At 41.0% G+C, this 17,594-nt stretch carries 20 protein-coding genes; all 20 read left to right on the forward strand.

What is annotated here, in order from left to right:
* Window positions 1–5 precede the first annotated feature (5 nt).
* The 20 genes from ACOZ9X_RS06390 (at window position 6) to ACOZ9X_RS06485 (ending at window position 17,517) form a co-directional block, all read left to right on the forward strand.
* Window positions 6–839 (forward strand): UbiA-like polyprenyltransferase, encoded by an 834-nt coding sequence (locus tag ACOZ9X_RS06390; RefSeq protein WP_423418234.1) that lies wholly within the window; start codon window positions 6–8, stop codon window positions 837–839.
* Window positions 836–1,426: a UbiX family flavin prenyltransferase gene (locus tag ACOZ9X_RS06395; RefSeq protein WP_423417438.1), complete on the forward strand. Its 591-nt coding sequence runs from the start codon at window positions 836–838 to the stop codon at window positions 1,424–1,426. Before ACOZ9X_RS06390 ends, ACOZ9X_RS06395 begins: the two co-directional genes overlap by 4 nt.
* Window positions 1,427–1,432: 6 nt before the next feature.
* Entirely contained in the window at window positions 1,433–2,260 is an 828-nt protein-coding gene (locus tag ACOZ9X_RS06400) for a menaquinone biosynthetic enzyme MqnA/MqnD family protein (protein ID WP_423417439.1), read from the forward strand.
* A gap of 22 nt (window positions 2,261–2,282) precedes the next feature.
* Entirely contained in the window at window positions 2,283–3,248 is a 966-nt protein-coding gene (locus ACOZ9X_RS06405) for a polyprenyl synthetase family protein (protein WP_423417440.1), read from the forward strand.
* An 84-nt stretch (window positions 3,249–3,332) separates the two neighbouring features.
* Window positions 3,333–3,776, forward strand: a complete 444-nt coding sequence (gene ndk / locus ACOZ9X_RS06410) for a nucleoside-diphosphate kinase (RefSeq protein WP_066395665.1) — start codon at window positions 3,333–3,335, stop codon at window positions 3,774–3,776.
* Window positions 3,777–4,219: 443 nt separating this feature from the next.
* Entirely contained in the window at window positions 4,220–4,999 is a 780-nt protein-coding gene (locus tag ACOZ9X_RS06415; protein WP_423417441.1) for a CheR family methyltransferase, read from the forward strand.
* A 372-nt stretch (window positions 5,000–5,371) separates the two neighbouring features.
* Entirely contained in the window at window positions 5,372–6,400 is a 1,029-nt protein-coding gene (gene trpD / locus ACOZ9X_RS06420; protein WP_423417442.1) for an anthranilate phosphoribosyltransferase, read from the forward strand.
* The gene (gene trpC, locus ACOZ9X_RS06425; RefSeq protein WP_423417443.1) at window positions 6,390–7,166 is read left to right on the forward strand and encodes an indole-3-glycerol phosphate synthase TrpC; all 777 of its coding nucleotides are present in this window, start codon (window positions 6,390–6,392) and stop codon (window positions 7,164–7,166) included. Before trpD ends, trpC begins: the two co-directional genes overlap by 11 nt.
* Window positions 7,150–7,782, forward strand: a complete 633-nt coding sequence (locus tag ACOZ9X_RS06430) for a phosphoribosylanthranilate isomerase (RefSeq protein WP_423417444.1) — start codon at window positions 7,150–7,152, stop codon at window positions 7,780–7,782. The genes trpC and ACOZ9X_RS06430 overlap by 17 nt, the downstream gene beginning before the upstream one ends.
* Window positions 7,779–8,987, forward strand: coding sequence for a tryptophan synthase subunit beta (trpB, locus tag ACOZ9X_RS06435; RefSeq protein ID WP_423417445.1), 1,209 nt, complete (start codon window positions 7,779–7,781; stop codon window positions 8,985–8,987). Before ACOZ9X_RS06430 ends, trpB begins: the two co-directional genes overlap by 4 nt.
* Complete coding sequence (trpA, locus tag ACOZ9X_RS06440) at window positions 8,980–9,786, forward strand: tryptophan synthase subunit alpha (RefSeq protein WP_423417446.1); 807 nt, start codon at window positions 8,980–8,982, stop codon at window positions 9,784–9,786. Before trpB ends, trpA begins: the two co-directional genes overlap by 8 nt.
* 14 nt (window positions 9,787–9,800) lie before the next feature.
* Entirely contained in the window at window positions 9,801–10,907 is a 1,107-nt protein-coding gene (gene hisC / locus ACOZ9X_RS06445; protein ID WP_423417447.1) for a histidinol-phosphate transaminase, read from the forward strand.
* A gap of 264 nt (window positions 10,908–11,171) precedes the next feature.
* Window positions 11,172–12,044 (forward strand): hypothetical protein, encoded by an 873-nt coding sequence (locus tag ACOZ9X_RS06450; RefSeq protein ID WP_423417448.1) that lies wholly within the window; start codon window positions 11,172–11,174, stop codon window positions 12,042–12,044.
* 37 nt (window positions 12,045–12,081) lie between these two features.
* The gene (locus ACOZ9X_RS06455) at window positions 12,082–13,335 is read left to right on the forward strand and encodes a tetratricopeptide repeat protein (RefSeq protein ID WP_423417449.1); all 1,254 of its coding nucleotides are present in this window, start codon (window positions 12,082–12,084) and stop codon (window positions 13,333–13,335) included.
* 90 nt (window positions 13,336–13,425) lie between these two features.
* On the forward strand, window positions 13,426–13,977 hold the full coding sequence (locus ACOZ9X_RS06460) for a ReoY family proteolytic degradation factor (protein ID WP_066395641.1): 552 nt from the start codon (window positions 13,426–13,428) through the stop codon (window positions 13,975–13,977).
* A 326-nt stretch (window positions 13,978–14,303) separates the two neighbouring features.
* A complete protein-coding gene (locus ACOZ9X_RS06465) occupies window positions 14,304–14,768 on the forward strand; it encodes a YpiF family protein (protein ID WP_423417450.1) in 465 nt (154 codons plus the stop codon).
* Between the two features lie 119 nt (window positions 14,769–14,887).
* Entirely contained in the window at window positions 14,888–15,391 is a 504-nt protein-coding gene (locus ACOZ9X_RS06470) for a ubiquinol-cytochrome c reductase iron-sulfur subunit (protein WP_066395637.1), read from the forward strand.
* Between the two features lie 3 nt (window positions 15,392–15,394).
* Window positions 15,395–16,066, forward strand: coding sequence for a menaquinol-cytochrome c reductase cytochrome b subunit (gene qcrB / locus ACOZ9X_RS06475; protein WP_066241815.1), 672 nt, complete (start codon window positions 15,395–15,397; stop codon window positions 16,064–16,066).
* A gap of 48 nt (window positions 16,067–16,114) precedes the next feature.
* Window positions 16,115–16,882: a c-type cytochrome gene (locus ACOZ9X_RS06480; protein WP_423417451.1), complete on the forward strand. Its 768-nt coding sequence runs from the start codon at window positions 16,115–16,117 to the stop codon at window positions 16,880–16,882.
* Window positions 16,883–16,950: 68 nt separating this feature from the next.
* Entirely contained in the window at window positions 16,951–17,517 is a 567-nt protein-coding gene (locus tag ACOZ9X_RS06485; RefSeq protein WP_423417452.1) for a DUF1405 domain-containing protein, read from the forward strand.
* The last annotated feature ends 77 nt before the right edge of the window (window positions 17,518–17,594 follow it).

Genomic DNA, 17,594 nt, shown 5'->3' on the forward strand with positions numbered 1-17,594 from the left:
TAGAAATGATAAAGTTTGAACATACCATCTTTGCTCTACCGTTTGCATTTCTTGGAGCGATCATGGGAAACCTCGTTGAAGAGGGAACCGTTCCATCCTTGATGGAATGGGTTTGGATCACTCTCGCTATGGTCGGGGCACGAAGTTCTGCTATGGCTTTAAACCGTGCGATAGATTCAGAGATTGATGGAGCGAATCCTAGGACGAAAACAAGAGCGATACCAGCTAAGCTTTTAAAAAGAGGCGAAGTTTATCTTTTTATACTGATCTCACTAGCTTTATTATTCGTAAGTGCTTATCAATTAAATGCGCTATCCGTGAAGCTCTTGCCGCTTGCGGTCTTTTTTCTTGTTATCTATTCGTATACGAAGCGTTTCACGTATTTGTGTCATATCGTCTTAGGTGTGACGATCGCTATCGCGCCACTAGGCGGTTGGGTTGGTGCAACCGGAACATTAAGTCCGGAAGCCTTTTTACTATTTGTAGGGGTATTATTTTGGACAGCTGGGTTTGACGTGATCTATGCCACACAAGATGCAGAGTATGACAAGTCGCATGGGCTGTATTCCATTCCTTCTGCGTTTGGTATCGCTAATGGTCTCTTGACTGCTAGATGGCTGCATGTTGCTAGTTTCATAGCGTTTGTCTCACTTGGCGTTGTATCAGGGATGGGCTGGATCTATTATTTAGGTGTGTTCATATCTGGTGGGATCATGGTGTATGAGCATTCACTCGTTAAACCTCATGATCTGTCTAAACTGGATGTTGCCTTCTTTACGATGAACGGTGTATTGAGTGTGGTCATGTTTATCTTTTCAGTAGGAGATCTGTTGATATGAAAACTTTTACAATCGGAATAACGGGAGCGAGTGGAGCTGTTTACGGAGTAAGACTTGCTCAAGAGATATTAAAAAGCGGACACAAGCTACATCTTGTTGTAACTGAAGCAGGTTGGCAAGTGTTTAGAGAAGAATTATTGTGGGATACAGAGGACCGTGAACGCTGTATCGAAGAGAATTTTGCTACATATGGTAAAGATCGTCTTCATTATCACACGCTTCGCGACTTTAACGCGCCGATCGCAAGCGGTTCGTATCAGAACAACGGAATGGTTATCATTCCTTGTTCGATGGGAACTCTTTCTGGAATCGCTCATGGTGCATCAGGAAACCTGTTAGAACGTACGGCAGATGTTATGCTGAAAGAGAGCAGAAAACTGATCTTAGTCCCAAGAGAGACACCGCTTCACAAGATTCACCTTGAAAACATGTTAAAAGTAACAGAAGCAGGAGGAAAGATTGTTCCTGCGATGCCTGGTTTTTATCATCTGCCGAAGTCAATGGATGATCTAGTGAACTTCTTGGTAGGTAAAGTGTTAGATAACTTAGGTGTACATCACGAATTGTTTACACGCTGGGGAGACTGATAGATTATGAACATCGGGGAAATCAGCTACACGAACATCATACCCCTTTACTTTTATTTAGATAGAGAGCGACTGATGGAGCAAGGTGCGACGATTACACAAGCGGTTCCATCACGAGTTAACGCTTTAATGGAGAAACAGCTGGTCGACATTGGAGGCATCTCTTCGTTTTCATATGGAAAGAACGCTCTGAACTACAGCTTAGTCCCAGATCTTTCGGTTTCTTCGTTCGGAAAAGTAAACTCTATCTTTCTTTTTTCAAAGTATAAAATCGAAGAGTTGGACGGAAAGAGAATTGCATTAACATCTAGCTCAGAAACATCGGTGGCTCTATTAAAAATCATCTTAGACCGTTTTTATGGTGTTGAGGTTACGTACCAGACAGAAACACCGAATTTTGAATCCATGCTGAACGCGTATGATGCATGCCTCCTGATCGGGGACGATGCGATAAGTGCGAACCGTAAACGAGGCTCTTATCACGTTTATGATCTTGGAGAGATCTGGTATCAACAGACTGGGTTACCGATGATCTTTGCCGTGATGGCGTATCGAAATGAAATGGAAACTGAACAAGGTGCGCTGTTATCGTATGTGGGAAAAAGTATGATAGAGAGCAAAGAAAGATGTCAGAGAGAAAATTTTGTTCCAGTCATCGAGCGAGTGATAACAGAACATGGAGGCACTTTTCAGTTCTGGAATTCCTATTTTAATGGATTAAATTATCAATTTAGTGGCGAACATGAAAAGGGACTCAACCTTTATTTTCAGCTAGCTGTAGAGTGCGGATTGTTAAATACAATGCCCTCAATCATTAAATATTCGTATAAGTAACGGGCGATAGGGTGAAACAAAAGTGAAGTTAAAGGACTTATACTCATTTCTAAAAAAAGACTTGCAGCAGATTGAAGATCAGCTCGTAGAATCCGTTCGTTCCGATCAGAAACAGATTCATACGGCAGGAGCTGAACTTTTAAAAGCAGGGGGAAAGAGAATCCGCCCTGTGTTTGTTCTGCTTTCCGCTCAGTTCGGCACATATAACATTCACCAAGTGAAAAAGCCAGCTGCAGCTCTTGAACTGATTCATATGGCTTCCCTCGTTCATGATGATGTAGTGGATGATGCGGATATGAGACGTGGCAGAAAAACAGTAAAAGCAAAATACGATAACAAGATTGCCATGTATACGGGCGATTTTATTTTCGCATCCGCTTTAAAACTAATGTCTGAGATCGAAATTCCGCGTGCGCATCAGATTTTGGCACAAGGCATGAAAGAGATGTGTCTTGGGGAGATCGAACAGATCAACGAGCAGTATGATACGGATCAAAACATTCGAAAATACTTCAAACGAATCAAACGAAAAACCGCACTTTTAATCGCGCTGAGCTGTCAGCTTGGAGCGATTACGTCAAAAGCAGATGTTTCTCTGCAAAAGAAACTGTACGATTTTGGTTTCTCTGTAGGGATGGCTTTTCAGATTACAGACGATATCTTAGACTTTACCGCTTCTGAAAAACAGCTCGGTAAGCCGGCGGGCAGTGATCTGAAGCAAGGTAACTTAACATTGCCTGTGCTGTACACGATCTATCAGTATCCAGAGATGAAAGAGAAGCTGGATGCTTATTATGAATCAAGAGAGCCCGCGCAGCTTGCAGAACTGTTAAAAGATATCAAAGAGTTAGGTGGAATTGATTACGCGACGAAGATATCTGATAAATATTTGAAGCGCGCTAAAATGGCTGCCGAGTCTTTGCCTGAAACGGATGCCAGAGATAGTTTGTTAAAAGTAGCAGATTATATCGCTGGTCGAAAATTTTGAGTGATTGCTAATTTTTAAAATTTTTGGTACGATTTCTCTGGGGAACTTGTCCCACATATACATAGATGATAGGAGAGGGAATGCATGGAAAAAACGTTTTTAATGGTAAAACCTGATGGTGTTCAACGTGCGTTAATCGGAGAAATCGTATCCCGTTTTGAGAAGAAAGGTTTTCAACTTGTTGGTGCTAAACTAATGAACATTTCTGAAGATCTTGCAAAAGAACATTATGGTGAGCACAAAGAGCGTCCGTTCTTCGGCGAACTTGTTGATTTTATTACTTCTGGTCCAGTATTTGCTATGGTTTGGGAAGGTAAGGACGTTATTTTAACAGCTCGTAACATGATGGGCAAAACGAACCCTTCTGAAGCTGCTCCTGGTTCAATCCGCGGAGATTATGCTGTACAAGTAAGCAACAATATTATCCATGGTTCTGACTCTGCTGAAAGCGCTGTCCGTGAGATCGGTCTTTTCTTCAAAGAAGAAGAACTTGTTTCTTATGATAAAGCAGTAGCGGTTTGGATTTAATTTTACATGGAAATGAAAGCGTTTTAACCGGCCTGTGTGCCGGTTTTTTTCATTTATGCGGTGAAAGTGAAGAAAAGTTGGGTGAGATTGCTCTAGTCGTTACTAAAATAAACGAGAGAAGCCAGATTTTGAGGTTGTAAGTTAAATAATTTAGTTTTAACACTAAAATCTATCGTCTATTAGGTATTTCCCAACTCCTTACAACAAATTTTTAAAGTAATCCCCCGAGTTTTTAAGTTAATCCAGCGAGATTTTGCAATAATCCAGCGAGAATCATAATTAATCCGGCGAGTTTTATAGATATTCCGGCGAGTTTTCGTTTTAAATCAGCGAGTCGACATTTGAATGATGTCGCTCCGATAACGCAACAATTTAAATTTCGATCCGATATTATACATACATAGACTAAATATGGATAGCAGAAGTGAATGGGAGAGAAATATATGGACGCGGACTACGAAAGCTTTAAACAGAGCATTTATGATCAAACAGGAATAGATCTTTCCCTATACAAGGAAGCGCAGATGAAACGCAGACTCATTGCACTAAGGGACAAGCGTGGATTTACAACGTTTTCTGAATACTTTCGTGCACTCACGAAAAATCCAGAATTGCTTCTTGAATTTTTAGACCGTATGACCATCAACGTTTCTGAATTCTACCGAAATCCTGCTCGTTGGGATGCACTAGAGAAAAAAATCATTCCTCTATTAGTTGAAGACAAGTCATCGTTAAAAGTGTGGAGTGCAGCTTGCTCCACAGGAGAAGAGCCATACAGCCTATCGATGTTGTTATCCGATTACAAAAAAGGCTTATCAAAGTTTTCGATCCTTGCAACAGACTTAGATCAACAAGTGTTAGAGCAAGCAAAAAAAGGGTTTTATTTTGAAAAAGCGATCAAAGATGTTCCGAGCGATAAAATAGCACGATATACAACTAAAGAGGAACTCGGTATCAGTGTTACAGATTCGATCAAAAAACATGTGACGTTTAAGAAACAGAACTTGCTTTCTGATCGTTTTGAATCTGATTATGATCTGATCGTTTGTCGGAACGTGATGATCTATTTTACGGAAGAAGCCAAAACTGTTCTGTATCAAAAATTCAGCAGAGCCCTTGGAAAAGGCGGTGTTCTGTTCGTAGGAAGTACCGAGCAAATCTTCAATCCAGGATTATACGACTTGGTATCGGTAGAACCGTTCTTTTATCGAAAAATGAGTTAAAAAACAAAAATAGAACCATGTAAATCTGTTGACAGATTTCCTAGAATGGTTTAATGTAACTGATAAGTTTAGAGCACAAGTAATTGTGCCCATTAGTTTAGAGTTTAGAGCCTAGTTGAGACAAGTTGAGAGAGTTTGAGTGGAGCAGAGCCGAGAATGGATATGTACATATGCCATGCGGGTTATTTCTGCATGGCTTTTTTATATGCTTCTTAAAAGAAGGATGTACATGTTCCCGTACAGATCGACCTCTTAAATCCCCCTCATTCTCCGTATAAAGCGGAGGTGCAGATATGATCATATCCCATCCGATCCCTCCTTGAACGTTTTTGTTTGTAGACAAAACAACTAAAACGATTAAGGGGTGTTCATATGATTTCAAATATCATTCAAAAAATAATGAAACACGAAACATTAACCGAAGATGAAGCTTTTTATTTTATGGAGAAATTAGCGAATGGTGATGTAACAGATGCGCAAGGAAGTTCTGTTTTAAGCATCATGAGCTTTCGCGGCGAGACGATCGATGAGATCGTTGGATTTGTTAAAGCGATCAGAAAGCTTTCTAGAGCGGCAGATTCATCCCAGCACGGTGAGCTCATGGACACGTGTGGGACTGGCGGTGATGGAGCATCGACATTTAACATCTCTACAGCAGTTAGTATCATACTCGCTTCTCTAGGTGTAAAGGTAGCCAAGCATGGTAACAAAGCAGTCACTTCAAAAAGTGGTAGCTCTGATGTGTTAGAAGCTCTAGGTATCGTAGCAGCCAGCAACCACTTTGAAGCGAACTCACAATTGAATAAACACGACATCGCGTTTCTGCACGCACCATATTTTCATCCGGCACTTAAAAAAGTAGCATCGTTGAGAGGGCAGCTTCCATTTCGAACGATCTTCAATTGTATCGGTCCATTGTTAAACCCGATGGCGCCTGCTTATCAGCTGATTGGAGCGAGCAATGAAGAAGTTGCAGAAAAGCTTGCTAAAGTGATTCAGAAGCTCGGAATCAAACGAGCATTGATCGTTACAGGTAAAGATGGATTGGATGAATGTTCGATCACTGGCGAGACACGGATGTATTTAGTGGAGAACAACACGATTAATACGTTCAACTACACACCTGAAGAAGCAGGGTTGCCTCAAGGAAATTTAAATGATCTAACCGTAACAAACAAAAAAGAAAGTGCTGAACTCATACGTTCCATCCTACAAGGGGAAGGAAACGAATCAGCACGAAACATCGTCATCTTGAACGCTGCTGCCGCTCTTTTTGCATCAAAACGAGTCCCAAGTATTCGAGATGGAGTGGAGATCATCAAACAAAGTCTACAATCAAAATCTGCACATGATCATCTTGAAGAAATGACGAAAGAAGAGGCGAATGCACATGTTAACTAAAATATTGAAACAAAAAGAAAAAGAAGTAGCTATTCTTCCTTCATTTATAAAAGGTGAGCTGGACTTTACTGATAAAGATCATCGACCTTTTGCTTATAAGATTGCAAACTCTTTATCAAGGCCAGCGTTGATCGCAGAAGTGAAAAAAGCTTCGCCATCCAAAGGGATCATTAAAGAAAATTTCAATCCTGTCGAGATCGCTGTGGAATATGAACAAGCAGGAGCATCTTGCTTATCCATCTTAACGGACACAGAGTTCTTTCAAGGAGACCTTCAATATTTAAAGGATATTCGCAATCATGTTTCACTACCTCTATTAAGAAAGGATTTCATCATAGATGAAAAGCAGATCATCGAGAGTGTAGAGAACGGAGCAGATGCGATTCTTCTAATTGCCGCTTGCTTAACAAGCGATCGTTTAGGAACGCTTCACGCACTAGCAACAGAATGCGGGCTAGAGTGCTTGGTGGAAGTTCATTCACAACAAGAGATCCAGCAAGTTTACGACGTTTGCAATCCTTCTATGATCGGGATAAACAATCGTGACCTTAAAACGTTCACAACAGATATCGAACATACCTTTTCTCTTCTTTCATCTATTAAAAACGAAACACTTGTGATCAGTGAGAGTGGCATCAAAACAGCTTCAGATGTTAAAAGCCTGTTCGATCACCAAGTGAACGGAATGTTGATCGGAGAAACTTTGATGAGAGCGGACTCTATAGAAAATAAGATAAGAGAGCTTTATCATGACTGTTCGAATTAAATATTGTGGCTGTCAGTCTGAAGAGGACTATAAGCTGCTCATAGAATCAAAAGCAGATCTGATCGGATTCATATTCGCTGAAAGTAGAAGAGAAGTCGATCCTACGAAAGTGAACAGCTGGATTCAGAAATACGGAAAGCCAAAAAAGCTCGTTGGTGTTTTTCAGAACGCAAGCCTACAAAGAATCAACGATGTCATCAGTACCGTTCCGATAGACATCATCCAATGTCACGGAACTGAAACGGTTGATCAGCTCAAGGAAATAAGAGATCACAGCAACAAAGAAATCTATAAAGCACTTCCTTTTAGTGAACATATTTTGAAAGAAATAGAGTTATACGGAAAAGTAGCAGATAGTCTAATCGTAGATTCTGTATCTCAAGGTCAGTTCGGAGGAACCGGTATTCCTTTTTCGTGGAAAGAAGTTCCTAACATGATGAGAAAAGCAGATGCTTTAGGGGTCACTTGTTTTATAGCAGGTGGAATCAGACCAGACAATGTTGCAGAACTAGTAGCCTTAAACCCGCACGGAATCGATCTAAGTGGTGGTATCGAAGAAAACGGAAAAAAAAGCTCACAAAAGATAGAAACTCTCGAAAGGATGATTATGAGATGACTACAGCAACAGTACCTGATCATAGAGGAAGATATGGAGTGTTCGGCGGAAAATACGTACCAGAAACAATCATGTTTGCACTTGAAGAGCTTGAGACAGCTTTCAACGAAGCCATCCAAGATCAAGAATTTAATGAGCTTTTCCAAAAAGAACTCGCGATTTATTCAGGACGTCCGACTCCGTTAACAAAAGCAGATCGACTGAGTGAGTCGAACGGTGGAGCATCCATCTACTTAAAAAGAGAAGACCTAAACCATACAGGGGCACATAAGATCAATAACGCCATCGGGCAGGCGCTCTTGGCTGTAAGGATGGGAAAGAAAAAGATCATCGCTGAAACTGGAGCGGGTCAGCATGGCGTAGCAGCAGCGACTGTAGCAGCGAAGTACGGATTATCTTGTAAAGTTTATATGGGAAAAGAAGATATAAGAAGACAAGCTTTAAATGTGTTTCGCATGAAACTGTTAGGAGCTGAAGTGATCGAGGTAACGAGTGGCAGCCAAACATTAAAAGATGCTACTAATGAGGCGATCCGGGAATGGGTTGCTGCGGTCGAAGACACATTTTATCTCATCGGATCAGCTGTAGGACCTTATCCATACCCGAAGATGGTCAAACAATTTCAGCAGGTGATCGGTCATGAGACAGAGAGTCAGTTTAAAGAGATCCAACAAGGAAAGCTTCCTGATGCTGTTGTTGCATGTGTAGGCGGCGGCAGTAATGCGATCGGCATGTTCGCACCGTTTATTGAGAAAGATGTACCCCTATATGGAATAGAGGCTGCAGGAATGGGTGTAGAGACGACTAAGCATGCAGCAACGTTATCTAAAGGTTCCAATGGTGTGATTCACGGTTCGTTGACAAAGCTTCTTCAAACGAGTGAAGGACAGATTACAGAACCATACTCGATCTCAGCAGGACTCGATTATCCAGGAATAGGACCGGAACATGCTTACCTGCATGAGACGAAAAGAGTAACTTATGAAGCAGTCACAGATGAAGAAGCGTTACAGGCTCTGAAGCTTTTATGTGAGAAAGAAGGGATTCTATGTGCGTTAGAGAGTGCACACGCCGTAGCATATAGTCTGAAGCTCGCTAAAAAAATGCAAAAAGATCAACAAATAGTCGTCTGTTTATCTGGAAGAGGCGATAAAGATGTTCATACATTGATGGAATTTGAAGAAGGGGGAAATGAGTATGAATAAGAGATGGGAAGTCTTTCAAAATTCTTCAGATTATCGCTTCACCCCCTATATAATGGCTGGTGATCCATGTGAAGAAGCAACGATTGAATTGTCACTCGCTCTAGAAGAGTGTGGAGCACACGCCCTCGAGTTGGGTGTTCCATACTCAGATCCTTTAGCTGATGGACCTGTTATCCAACGAGCAGGTATGAGAGGTTTGTCACAAAACATGAATCTTGAGAAAACGGTAAAGCTCGTTTCAAAGCTTCGTGAAAGAGGATTGAAGATTCCGGTAATTATCTTTACTTATTATAATCTTTTGTTACAATTAGGAGAAAATCGTTTCCTGAAGTTAGCAGAGAACAGCGGTGTAGATGGGGTTCTAGTACCTGATCTGCCGTATGAAGAAAGTGGTTATCTACAGAAGATGTGTTCAGAGCATAACCTTGCTCTCATCTCGCTTGTTTCACCTACTACTCGTGAAGAAAAGCTAGCTAGACTCGGTAGAGAGGCAGAAGGGTTTTTATATTGCATCTCATCTTTAGGTGTAACAGGCATCAGAAGTGAGTTTAGAGCGGGACTCGACGATTTCTTAAAAGCCGCGAAACGAAACAGCCGCGTTCCAGTCTTAGTAGGGTTCGGACTGTCTACACGAGAACAGATCCAGCAGTTTGATGGCAGCAGTGATGGGTTTATCGTAGGCAGTGCGATCGTTAAAAAGATTGAGGAGCTAGAGAGTGACCTGCTAACGAACAGAGAGGAAGCGATTAAAACGTTTAAAACGTATATTGAGTCATTGCTGCCTGTCTATAGTCGTTAAAAAGGAGTGGGAAAATGCAGCCGAAACAGCAGTTGTTATCTTTAAAACCTTACAAACCAGGTAAACCAGTAGAAGAAGTGAAGCGTGAACTAGGTCTAGAGAAAATCGTAAAACTCGCTTCAAACGAGAACCCTTATGGATGCTCTGATCGTGCGAAAGAAAAGATAACAGAGGAGCTCTCACAGCTTCATGTATATCCAGATGGCTATTCAGCTGAGCTTAGAGAAAAACTTTCAAACCAACTTCAAGTGAAACAAGACCAGATTATTTTTGGAAACGGCTCAGATGAAGTCGTACAAATTCTTTGCCGAGCGTATCTATCTCCTGAAACGAATACTGTGATGGCCGCTCCTACTTTTCCTCAATACAGACATAATGCTGTCATTGAAGGAGCTGAAGTGAGAGAGGTTGCGCTGATCGAAGGCAATCATGATCTAGATGGTATGCTCGAGGAAATCGATCAAGAAACGAGAATCGTCTGGCTTTGCAATCCGAACAACCCGACAGGAAACTATATTCCTGAGTCAGAGTTTGTAAGCTTTATGGAAAAAGTTCCGTCTGATGTAGTCGTAGTAAGTGACGAAGCTTATTATGAATATGTATCAGCTGCTGATTATCCAAATACACTAGATTACTTGGAAAAGTATCCGAATCTAGTGATTCTAAGAACGTTCTCAAAAGCTCACGGACTAGCTGCACTTCGAATTGGTTATGGAGTCGCACAGTCTTCTATCATCCAGTCGATCGAGCCTGCTAGAGAGCCTTTCAACACTTCTCGGATCGCTCAAGCTGCAGCGATCGGGGCATTAGAAGATGATACGTTTATTTCAGAATGCAAAGAAAAGAACAGAAAAGGTCTAGAAACGTTCTATTCATTCTGTGATGAAAAAGGGCTGTTGTACTATCCCTCTGAAGCAAACTTTATTCTGCTCGACGTCAAATCTGATGCTGATCAAGCGTTTGATTATCTTCTACGAAAAGGTTACATCGTGCGTTCAGGAAGTGCATTAGGTTTTCCTACTATGATCAGAGTAACGATCGGTGAAGAAGACCAAAATAAAGAGATCATCGAACACTTAGGTGCGTACATTGACTCTGTAGTAGAGAAAGTAAATAAATAAAACACCCACAACAAAAGCCCGATTATGATTAATTATATCGGGCTATTTTCATAATTTTCAAAAAAGTGTTGCATTTTAAATAAGCTCTATTTATAATGAATGTAATATGGTTTCTCTCCACTCCTATCCATATTAAACTTTCCTGACAGCGCTTACATGTCAGGACTTTTTTTGTTCTCTTCTTTAGTTTCCTCTTAAATTTTCTATCATAAAATTCTCATCTCTATCATAACTTGTCCTATAGAGAAAAAAAGGAGGCGAGCTATGCGATATATCATTGAGCGCCCGCTGCAATCGCTCGGTACAGACACTGTCCTTTCTTATCTAGTAGACTCTCAAAAAATCTCCTATGTCTCACAGGGCCCTCTTAGAATGAATGTGATGAAGATGTCTATGCATGGTTTAAAGATGATTCCTGGGCATATCAGTCCTCTTATGTCATTGAATAGATTGCCTATCGAAAAGGTAAGACAGACCCTTAGCGAGAGAGTTAGAAGCGGCACGACTACGCTCTTAGCCTCTGCTGAAGTCAACTATCTGCATGAAGCAGAAACAGAGTTGAAGCGAGCGAGGCATCTCTTAATATCTAGTTCAATAGACTATTGCATCGGTCTTAGTATGTCTCCAGAAAAAATCACACCACAGATGATGAGTTTTTGCCGAAAACAGAAAATCCCGTTCATCCAGTTGATCTGTAAAGATTTTGCTCAGTTAACACATGTGATCTGGGAGAGGGTCAGTGATGCTAATTTCAGTTATGGTACTGTAATCTTTCCAACCTTTCCAGCGAACATAGATCAGAGGTTGAAAAAAACATGGCAAAGAAAATGGAACGAGCTATCGATCAAACATCACATCCCAACTCTTTTTCATGATCTGTGTGAAACTGAACCAATCTCGTTACCAAGTTTAAAAATGCTTGGTCTATATCCTGTAAAAGGCGGTCTGTTCACAGGCAGTGATGCTGACTATTGCATCTATCGTACAGATGCAATAGGTGATACGCTACAAGCTGTAATCGTAAGAGGCAAAATCGTTTTTACTAAGAATCTTCCAGAAACTCATCAAGGGTTTGGTAAAGAAATTATCGTAGTAAAGCCTCGTCGTTTTGGAGAATCTCTCGTATCTCGTGTATAATAGGCACAAGAATACAAGGGATAAGGGAGTTTTATCAGTGAACGAAATCCAAGATGCAATAAGGCTTGTTGAACATGGTGACGTAGAAAAAGGAATGTCGCTCTTAGATAAAATAAAACAAAAAGCTCTAGATCCAGAAAAGTTTGAGATCGCCGAAGTTTATCTGAACTGGGGCCATACAACAGAAGCGATGAACCTTTTTAATGAGTTGCTAGAAAAGTACCCTGGGGACGGCGAACTGCTCGTTTCTATTGCAGAATGCTGCTTAGATGAAGGAATGGATGAGAAAGCGATCGAGTATTTAGATCAAGTAAATGAAGATGATGATGAATATCTTAGAGCACTAATTCTTCAAGCAGACCTGTATGAAAGTCTTGGACTGACAGAAGTGGCAGAACGTAAGCTTACAGAAGCACATCAAAAGGACCAGAAACATCCTGTACTTGCTTATGCTTTAGGTGATTTTTATTTACGGCAAGGTAAATTTGATTCAAGTTTGCCACTATTAAAAGTAGCGATTGATGAAAAAGCTGAAATAGAAGATGTAACACTACGATATGCCGAAGCATTAAGCAGAGCAGGTAAGTTTGAAGAATCACTTCCATTCTATAGAAAAGGTCTGGATCACCATAAAGATCTTTACAGCTTATTTGGTCATGGAGTAACTGCCTTTAAAGCAGGTGAGTTTAAAGAAGCGATCGCAAGTCTTGAAGAGCTAAAAGATATGGATCCTGATTATACGACCCTTTATAGCGTTCTATCTGAAGCATATGAAGAAGAAGGTGCTCTAACAGAGGCGTATGATGTTATCTCTGAAGGATTAAAAAGAGATGAACATAACGAAAACATCTATCTACAGGCTGCAAGGTTAGCTTATAAACTCCATAACCCTGATCAAGGTGAACAGTGGGTGAAACAAGCACTTGAAATCAATCCAACACGGATCGAACCACTCTTGCGGTTAGGAGATCAGTACATTCGTGAAGAACGATTTGAAGATCTGCTCAGTCTCTATAAGTCTCTGGCTGAAACGAAAGAAGAGATACCGCTCATGTACTGGCATCTAGCTACAGCAAATAAAGAAACCGAGAATTATACTGAAGCTGCAAAATGGTACGAAAAAGCTTCTCTGTTGTTTGCTGAGGACCCGGTGTTCTTAGAAGAATATGCATACTTCCTCATCGAGGAAGGAGAGCAGAAGAAAGCGAAGAGCATTCTGCAGAATTTGTTGAACCAAAGCCCTGAACGAGACGATATTGAGGATGTTTTGAATCGTCTGGAAGATTTTTAAAACTTTCTGAAGTGAAGAAGGATTTTACGAGCAGTGAGAGAATATATTTAGTATCAAGATGACGTGTTTTTGAATGATGGGGGGATTGCAATGAGCAGCACCGTTTCGGTCCTTGAAAAAAAGGATTTTATCAAATGGTTCCTTAATCATTATCAGTTAAAGAAGCGCGAATGTGTTTGGTTATTAAACTATTTAGTTAGTGATGACCAACTGATGGAGAAGGTACATTTTGTAGAGAAAGCTGAATATTGTCCAAAGGCCATAATCATGTCAACTCAATGCACAGACGGAGTTCCATTCCGTTTTTACAAGCAAAATGTTCTAACGACTGATGCCGAAAAATCATTTCACGACATCCGCTTGAACCAAGAAGAAGAGATCTATCTTGAACTTAATTTTAACGCATCACGTCTGACGCCCGAGTACGCTTCTGTATTAGAAGAGAATCCACACTTGCCTCAGAACATGTCCATGGACAAAAAATACGGCATATGGGCTGAAATGGTATTAGAGAAGTCGATTGAAACCTATCGTAAGAATGATATTATGGCAAAGATCGATGCCGCACTAGACCAAAAGGATTATGACAGCTTTACAAAATGGACAAATGAATTAAAAAATCTAGAAAAACAGCCATCCTAGTTGTGTGAAGGCGACTCTTGAGAAAGAGTCGTCTTTTTTGTGCGTTATGTGGCTATCGTGCTAACGGGTGCACACGCTATAGTTGGCCTCAACTAAGCTTGCTTTGCGCCCAATCCACAAATCATGCTTTGAATCCTGAAGTTTAAGCCTCCAATCCAAAAGTTTGGTCACTTTATTCACGAGTTTTTTACATTTATCCGCAAGTCGACACTAGTAGACTTATTTCGACATCTATAAATCTACCTATTTTCAAGGCGAAACCCATTACCAGACAGAGAAATATGGTACGATAAGAAGCAGTACATACCAAGTAAGGAGAATTTTTTATGAAATGGAAAACGAAAGACGCCGATGTGTTCTTAAAATCTGGTGAGTATGTGGACTCGATTCTCATTCCATTAACACCAGTCAGTTTCTCTCACGAGTTCAAATCCAGTGTGACGATGTCTGAGTATACAGAACTGTTAACATCAGAGATCGAGCGTCAGCTGCATGGCAGGTTGTTTTTATCACCCAATTTTACATATGTAAAGAACGAAGGTGCTCTTGATCTATTAACTAGTTTCTTAGAGCACGTAAAAAACTCGGGACATTTTAAACATATCTTTCTCATGACAAGTGATGTGTATTGGAAAGAGTTCGAACAACAACTTTCAGGACAATTATTCTGGGTTCCCGCTCTGCCGCTGGAAACCATGGACGAGAAGTATAAACTTGAGGTGATAAAAGAGCAGGTAAAACCGTTGTTTCAGCTCATTTTCAACGATTGGCAGAGAAGTATAAATTCGTAATATTTACCACATGTCATATTGACATTAAAAGACAACATAAGCTATCATGTTTATGTCCTAGTAATATGTGTGTAAAAGTCCGGATGGACCGTCATTTACAGCATAAGGGGGGGAAAACAATGTCAAAGGAAGATATTTCAAGACGTCAGTTCTTAAACTACACATTAACTGGCGTAGGCGGATTTATGGCTGCCGGCATGCTTATGCCAATGGTCCGTTTCGCCCTTGATCCGATTCTTAAAGAGGGTACAGATCAAGAATTGGTAGCGGTTACGAGCATGGAAGAGATCGCGAACGAACCAAAGCGTTTCGATTTTAAAATCAAACAAAAAGATGGCTGGTACGAGTCTGATGTCACTCAATCTGCCTGGGTTTATAAAGCGAAGAATGGTGATATTATCGCACTTTCTCCAATCTGTAAACATCTAGGTTGTACGGTAGACTGGAATACAGATCCATCGCACCCTAACCAGTTCTTCTGTCCTTGCCACTTAGGCCGTTATACGAAGGATGGAACGAATGTTAAGGGAACTGCACCTCTTGCACCGCTTGATGTATATGACAGCCAGGTGAAAGATGGAAAGCTTTATTTAGGAAAGGCAAAACCAAGAAAGGGGGCGTAATGAATGCTACAAAAGATTTATGACTGGGTAGATGAGCGCCTGGATATTACGCCGCTTTGGAGAGATGTTGCAGACCATGAAGTACCTGAACACGTAAACCCCGCACATCATTTTTCTGCGTTCGTTTACTGTTTCGGTGGATTAACTTTCTTCATCACGGTTATCCAAATTCTTTCAGGTATGTTCTTAACGATGTACTATGTGCCTGATATCGTGAATGCTTGGGAATCCGTATATTACCTGCAAAATGAAGTGGCATTTGGAGTGATCGTACGCGGAATGCATCACTGGGGCGCGAGCCTTGTTATCGTAATGATGTTTCTACATACATTGCGCGTATTTTTCCAGGGAGCTTATAAGAAGCCAAGAGAATTAAACTGGGTTGTTGGAGTACTTATTTTCTTTGTTATGTTAGGTTTAGGTTTTACAGGTTATCTATTGCCTTGGGATATGAAAGCGCTATTTGCGACTAAGGTAGGAATTGAGATCGCTATGACGATTCCTGTTGTTGGTCCGATCGCGAAGACATTCCTTGCCGGCGGAGAGATTATTGGAGCACAGACGCTCACGCGTTTCTTTGCGATTCACGTATTCTTCCTTCCTGCAGCATTGTTAGGCTTGATGGGTGCCCATTTCTTAATGATCCGTAAACAAGGTATTTCCGGACCGTTGTAAGAACAAACATAAGATTAAAAGTTTCATAAGAGCAAAGGAGGGAAATATATGCATCGCGGTAAAGGAATGAAGTTTGTCGGTGACTCACGTGTCCCTGCTGAGCGCAAGCCGAATATTCCTAAAGACTATTCGGAGTTTCCGGGAAAAACGGAAGCGTTCTGGCCAAACTTTCTTTTAAAAGAATGGATGGTAGGAGCCGTATTCTTGATCGGATACCTCATACTAACAATCGTCCATGAATCTCCTTTGGAGAAAAAAGCAGATCCTACCGATGCTGGATATATTCCTCTACCAGACTGGTACTTCCTATTTTTATACCAGCTTCTGAAGTACAAGTATGCGGCAGGGGATTATGTTCTTATCGGTACTGTTATTATACCGGGTCTAGCGTTTGGTGCGTTAATGCTTGCGCCATTCTTAGACAAAGGGTTGGAGCGACGTCCTTCTAAACGTCCGATCGCAACTGGATTAATGTTATTAGGTTTGATCTCTGTTACATATTTAACATGGGAATCTGTTGTGACACACGATTGGGAAAAAGCGAAGACTCAAGGTAAGATCGTTGATGTAAGCTTTGATGAAAACGATCCTGGATACAAGATCTACCAAAAGCAGAGCTGCGTAGGCTGTCATGGTAACACGTTATCAGGTGGAGCATCAGGACCTTCATTGATCGGTACAGGATTGAAGCCTGAAGAAATCATGAAAATCGCAAAAGAAGGTAAGCCGCCAGGCATGCCGCCGAATGCGTTTAAAGGTTCAGATAAAGAGCTAAAACAATTAGCTGAGTTTATCTCAAAACTTGAAAAGAAATAATAGATAGAAGCCGGCTCGGTATGGGCCGGCTTTTTTTCTGAACTTAGAAAAAGAAGGAGTATGTGATTATGTCCTGGATTCGAACGATCATCATGGATCGAATGTTTTTACTAGCACTTCTTTTAATCAACATACTAGGCACGATCTACGGCTACTATTGGTACCTATATCAGTTGCAAGAGACACCTTGGTACTTTTTGCCGTTCGTCCCTGATAGTCCGACAGCATCCTTATTTTTTGTTTTTGTTATCATCGGGTTTTTGAGGGATAAACAGCATGGTGTGATCGAGGCATTGGCTGTTGCCACACTTTTTAAGTATGGCATATGGGCTGTCGGAATGAATCTTGGTGGTGCTCTTGTTGGAACGCCTCTTGATCTGATCAACTACATGCTTATCTTTTCACACCTTGGTATGGCGGTTCAAGGACTGCTTTATGCGCCGTTCTATAAGATCAAGGGTTGGCACGTAACCCTTGCTGCGCTCGTCCTTTTTCATAACGAGATCATCGACTATGTGTTTGATATGATGCCGAGATATGACATTCTTGATCCGTATCAAGATATGATCGGTTACTTAACCTTTTGGTTGTCTGCACTTTCGATCTTCATTGTTTGGAAAATGAGAAAAGCATAAGGCACCCTCCTAATCCTTAATTATAGGTCTATCCTTGTCCCAGCTCTCATACGTTTTAAGTATAAGGGGTACAGGAG

It is taken from the genome of Fictibacillus nanhaiensis, assembly GCF_049537595.1.
Lineage (GTDB): Bacteria > Bacillota > Bacilli > Bacillales > Fictibacillaceae > Fictibacillus > Fictibacillus nanhaiensis_F.

What these genes read in the sequence shown, in the direction of transcription:
- qcrB (WP_066241815.1), top strand. Translation starts at nt 15,395, where the DNA reads ATGCTACAAAAGATTTATGACTGGGTAGATGAGCGCCTGGATATTACG.
- ACOZ9X_RS06415 (WP_423417441.1), top strand. Translation starts at nt 4,220, where the DNA reads ATGGACGCGGACTACGAAAGCTTTAAACAGAGCATTTATGATCAAACA.
- ACOZ9X_RS06390 (WP_423418234.1), top strand. Translation starts at nt 6, where the DNA reads ATGATAAAGTTTGAACATACCATCTTTGCTCTACCGTTTGCATTTCTT.
- hisC (WP_423417447.1), top strand. Translation starts at nt 9,801, where the DNA reads ATGCAGCCGAAACAGCAGTTGTTATCTTTAAAACCTTACAAACCAGGT.
- ACOZ9X_RS06430 (WP_423417444.1), top strand. Translation starts at nt 7,150, where the DNA reads ATGACTGTTCGAATTAAATATTGTGGCTGTCAGTCTGAAGAGGACTAT.
- ACOZ9X_RS06470 (WP_066395637.1), top strand. Translation starts at nt 14,888, where the DNA reads ATGTCAAAGGAAGATATTTCAAGACGTCAGTTCTTAAACTACACATTA.
- ACOZ9X_RS06465 (WP_423417450.1), top strand. Translation starts at nt 14,304, where the DNA reads ATGAAATGGAAAACGAAAGACGCCGATGTGTTCTTAAAATCTGGTGAG.
- trpA (WP_423417446.1), top strand. Translation starts at nt 8,980, where the DNA reads ATGAATAAGAGATGGGAAGTCTTTCAAAATTCTTCAGATTATCGCTTC.
- ACOZ9X_RS06480 (WP_423417451.1), top strand. Translation starts at nt 16,115, where the DNA reads ATGCATCGCGGTAAAGGAATGAAGTTTGTCGGTGACTCACGTGTCCCT.
- ACOZ9X_RS06400 (WP_423417439.1), top strand. Translation starts at nt 1,433, where the DNA reads ATGAACATCGGGGAAATCAGCTACACGAACATCATACCCCTTTACTTT.
- trpB (WP_423417445.1), top strand. Translation starts at nt 7,779, where the DNA reads ATGACTACAGCAACAGTACCTGATCATAGAGGAAGATATGGAGTGTTC.
- ACOZ9X_RS06450 (WP_423417448.1), top strand. Translation starts at nt 11,172, where the DNA reads ATGCGATATATCATTGAGCGCCCGCTGCAATCGCTCGGTACAGACACT.
- ndk (WP_066395665.1), top strand. Translation starts at nt 3,333, where the DNA reads ATGGAAAAAACGTTTTTAATGGTAAAACCTGATGGTGTTCAACGTGCG.
- trpD (WP_423417442.1), top strand. Translation starts at nt 5,372, where the DNA reads ATGATTTCAAATATCATTCAAAAAATAATGAAACACGAAACATTAACC.
- trpC (WP_423417443.1), top strand. Translation starts at nt 6,390, where the DNA reads ATGTTAACTAAAATATTGAAACAAAAAGAAAAAGAAGTAGCTATTCTT.
- ACOZ9X_RS06395 (WP_423417438.1), top strand. Translation starts at nt 836, where the DNA reads ATGAAAACTTTTACAATCGGAATAACGGGAGCGAGTGGAGCTGTTTAC.
- ACOZ9X_RS06460 (WP_066395641.1), top strand. Translation starts at nt 13,426, where the DNA reads ATGAGCAGCACCGTTTCGGTCCTTGAAAAAAAGGATTTTATCAAATGG.
- ACOZ9X_RS06485 (WP_423417452.1), top strand. Translation starts at nt 16,951, where the DNA reads ATGTCCTGGATTCGAACGATCATCATGGATCGAATGTTTTTACTAGCA.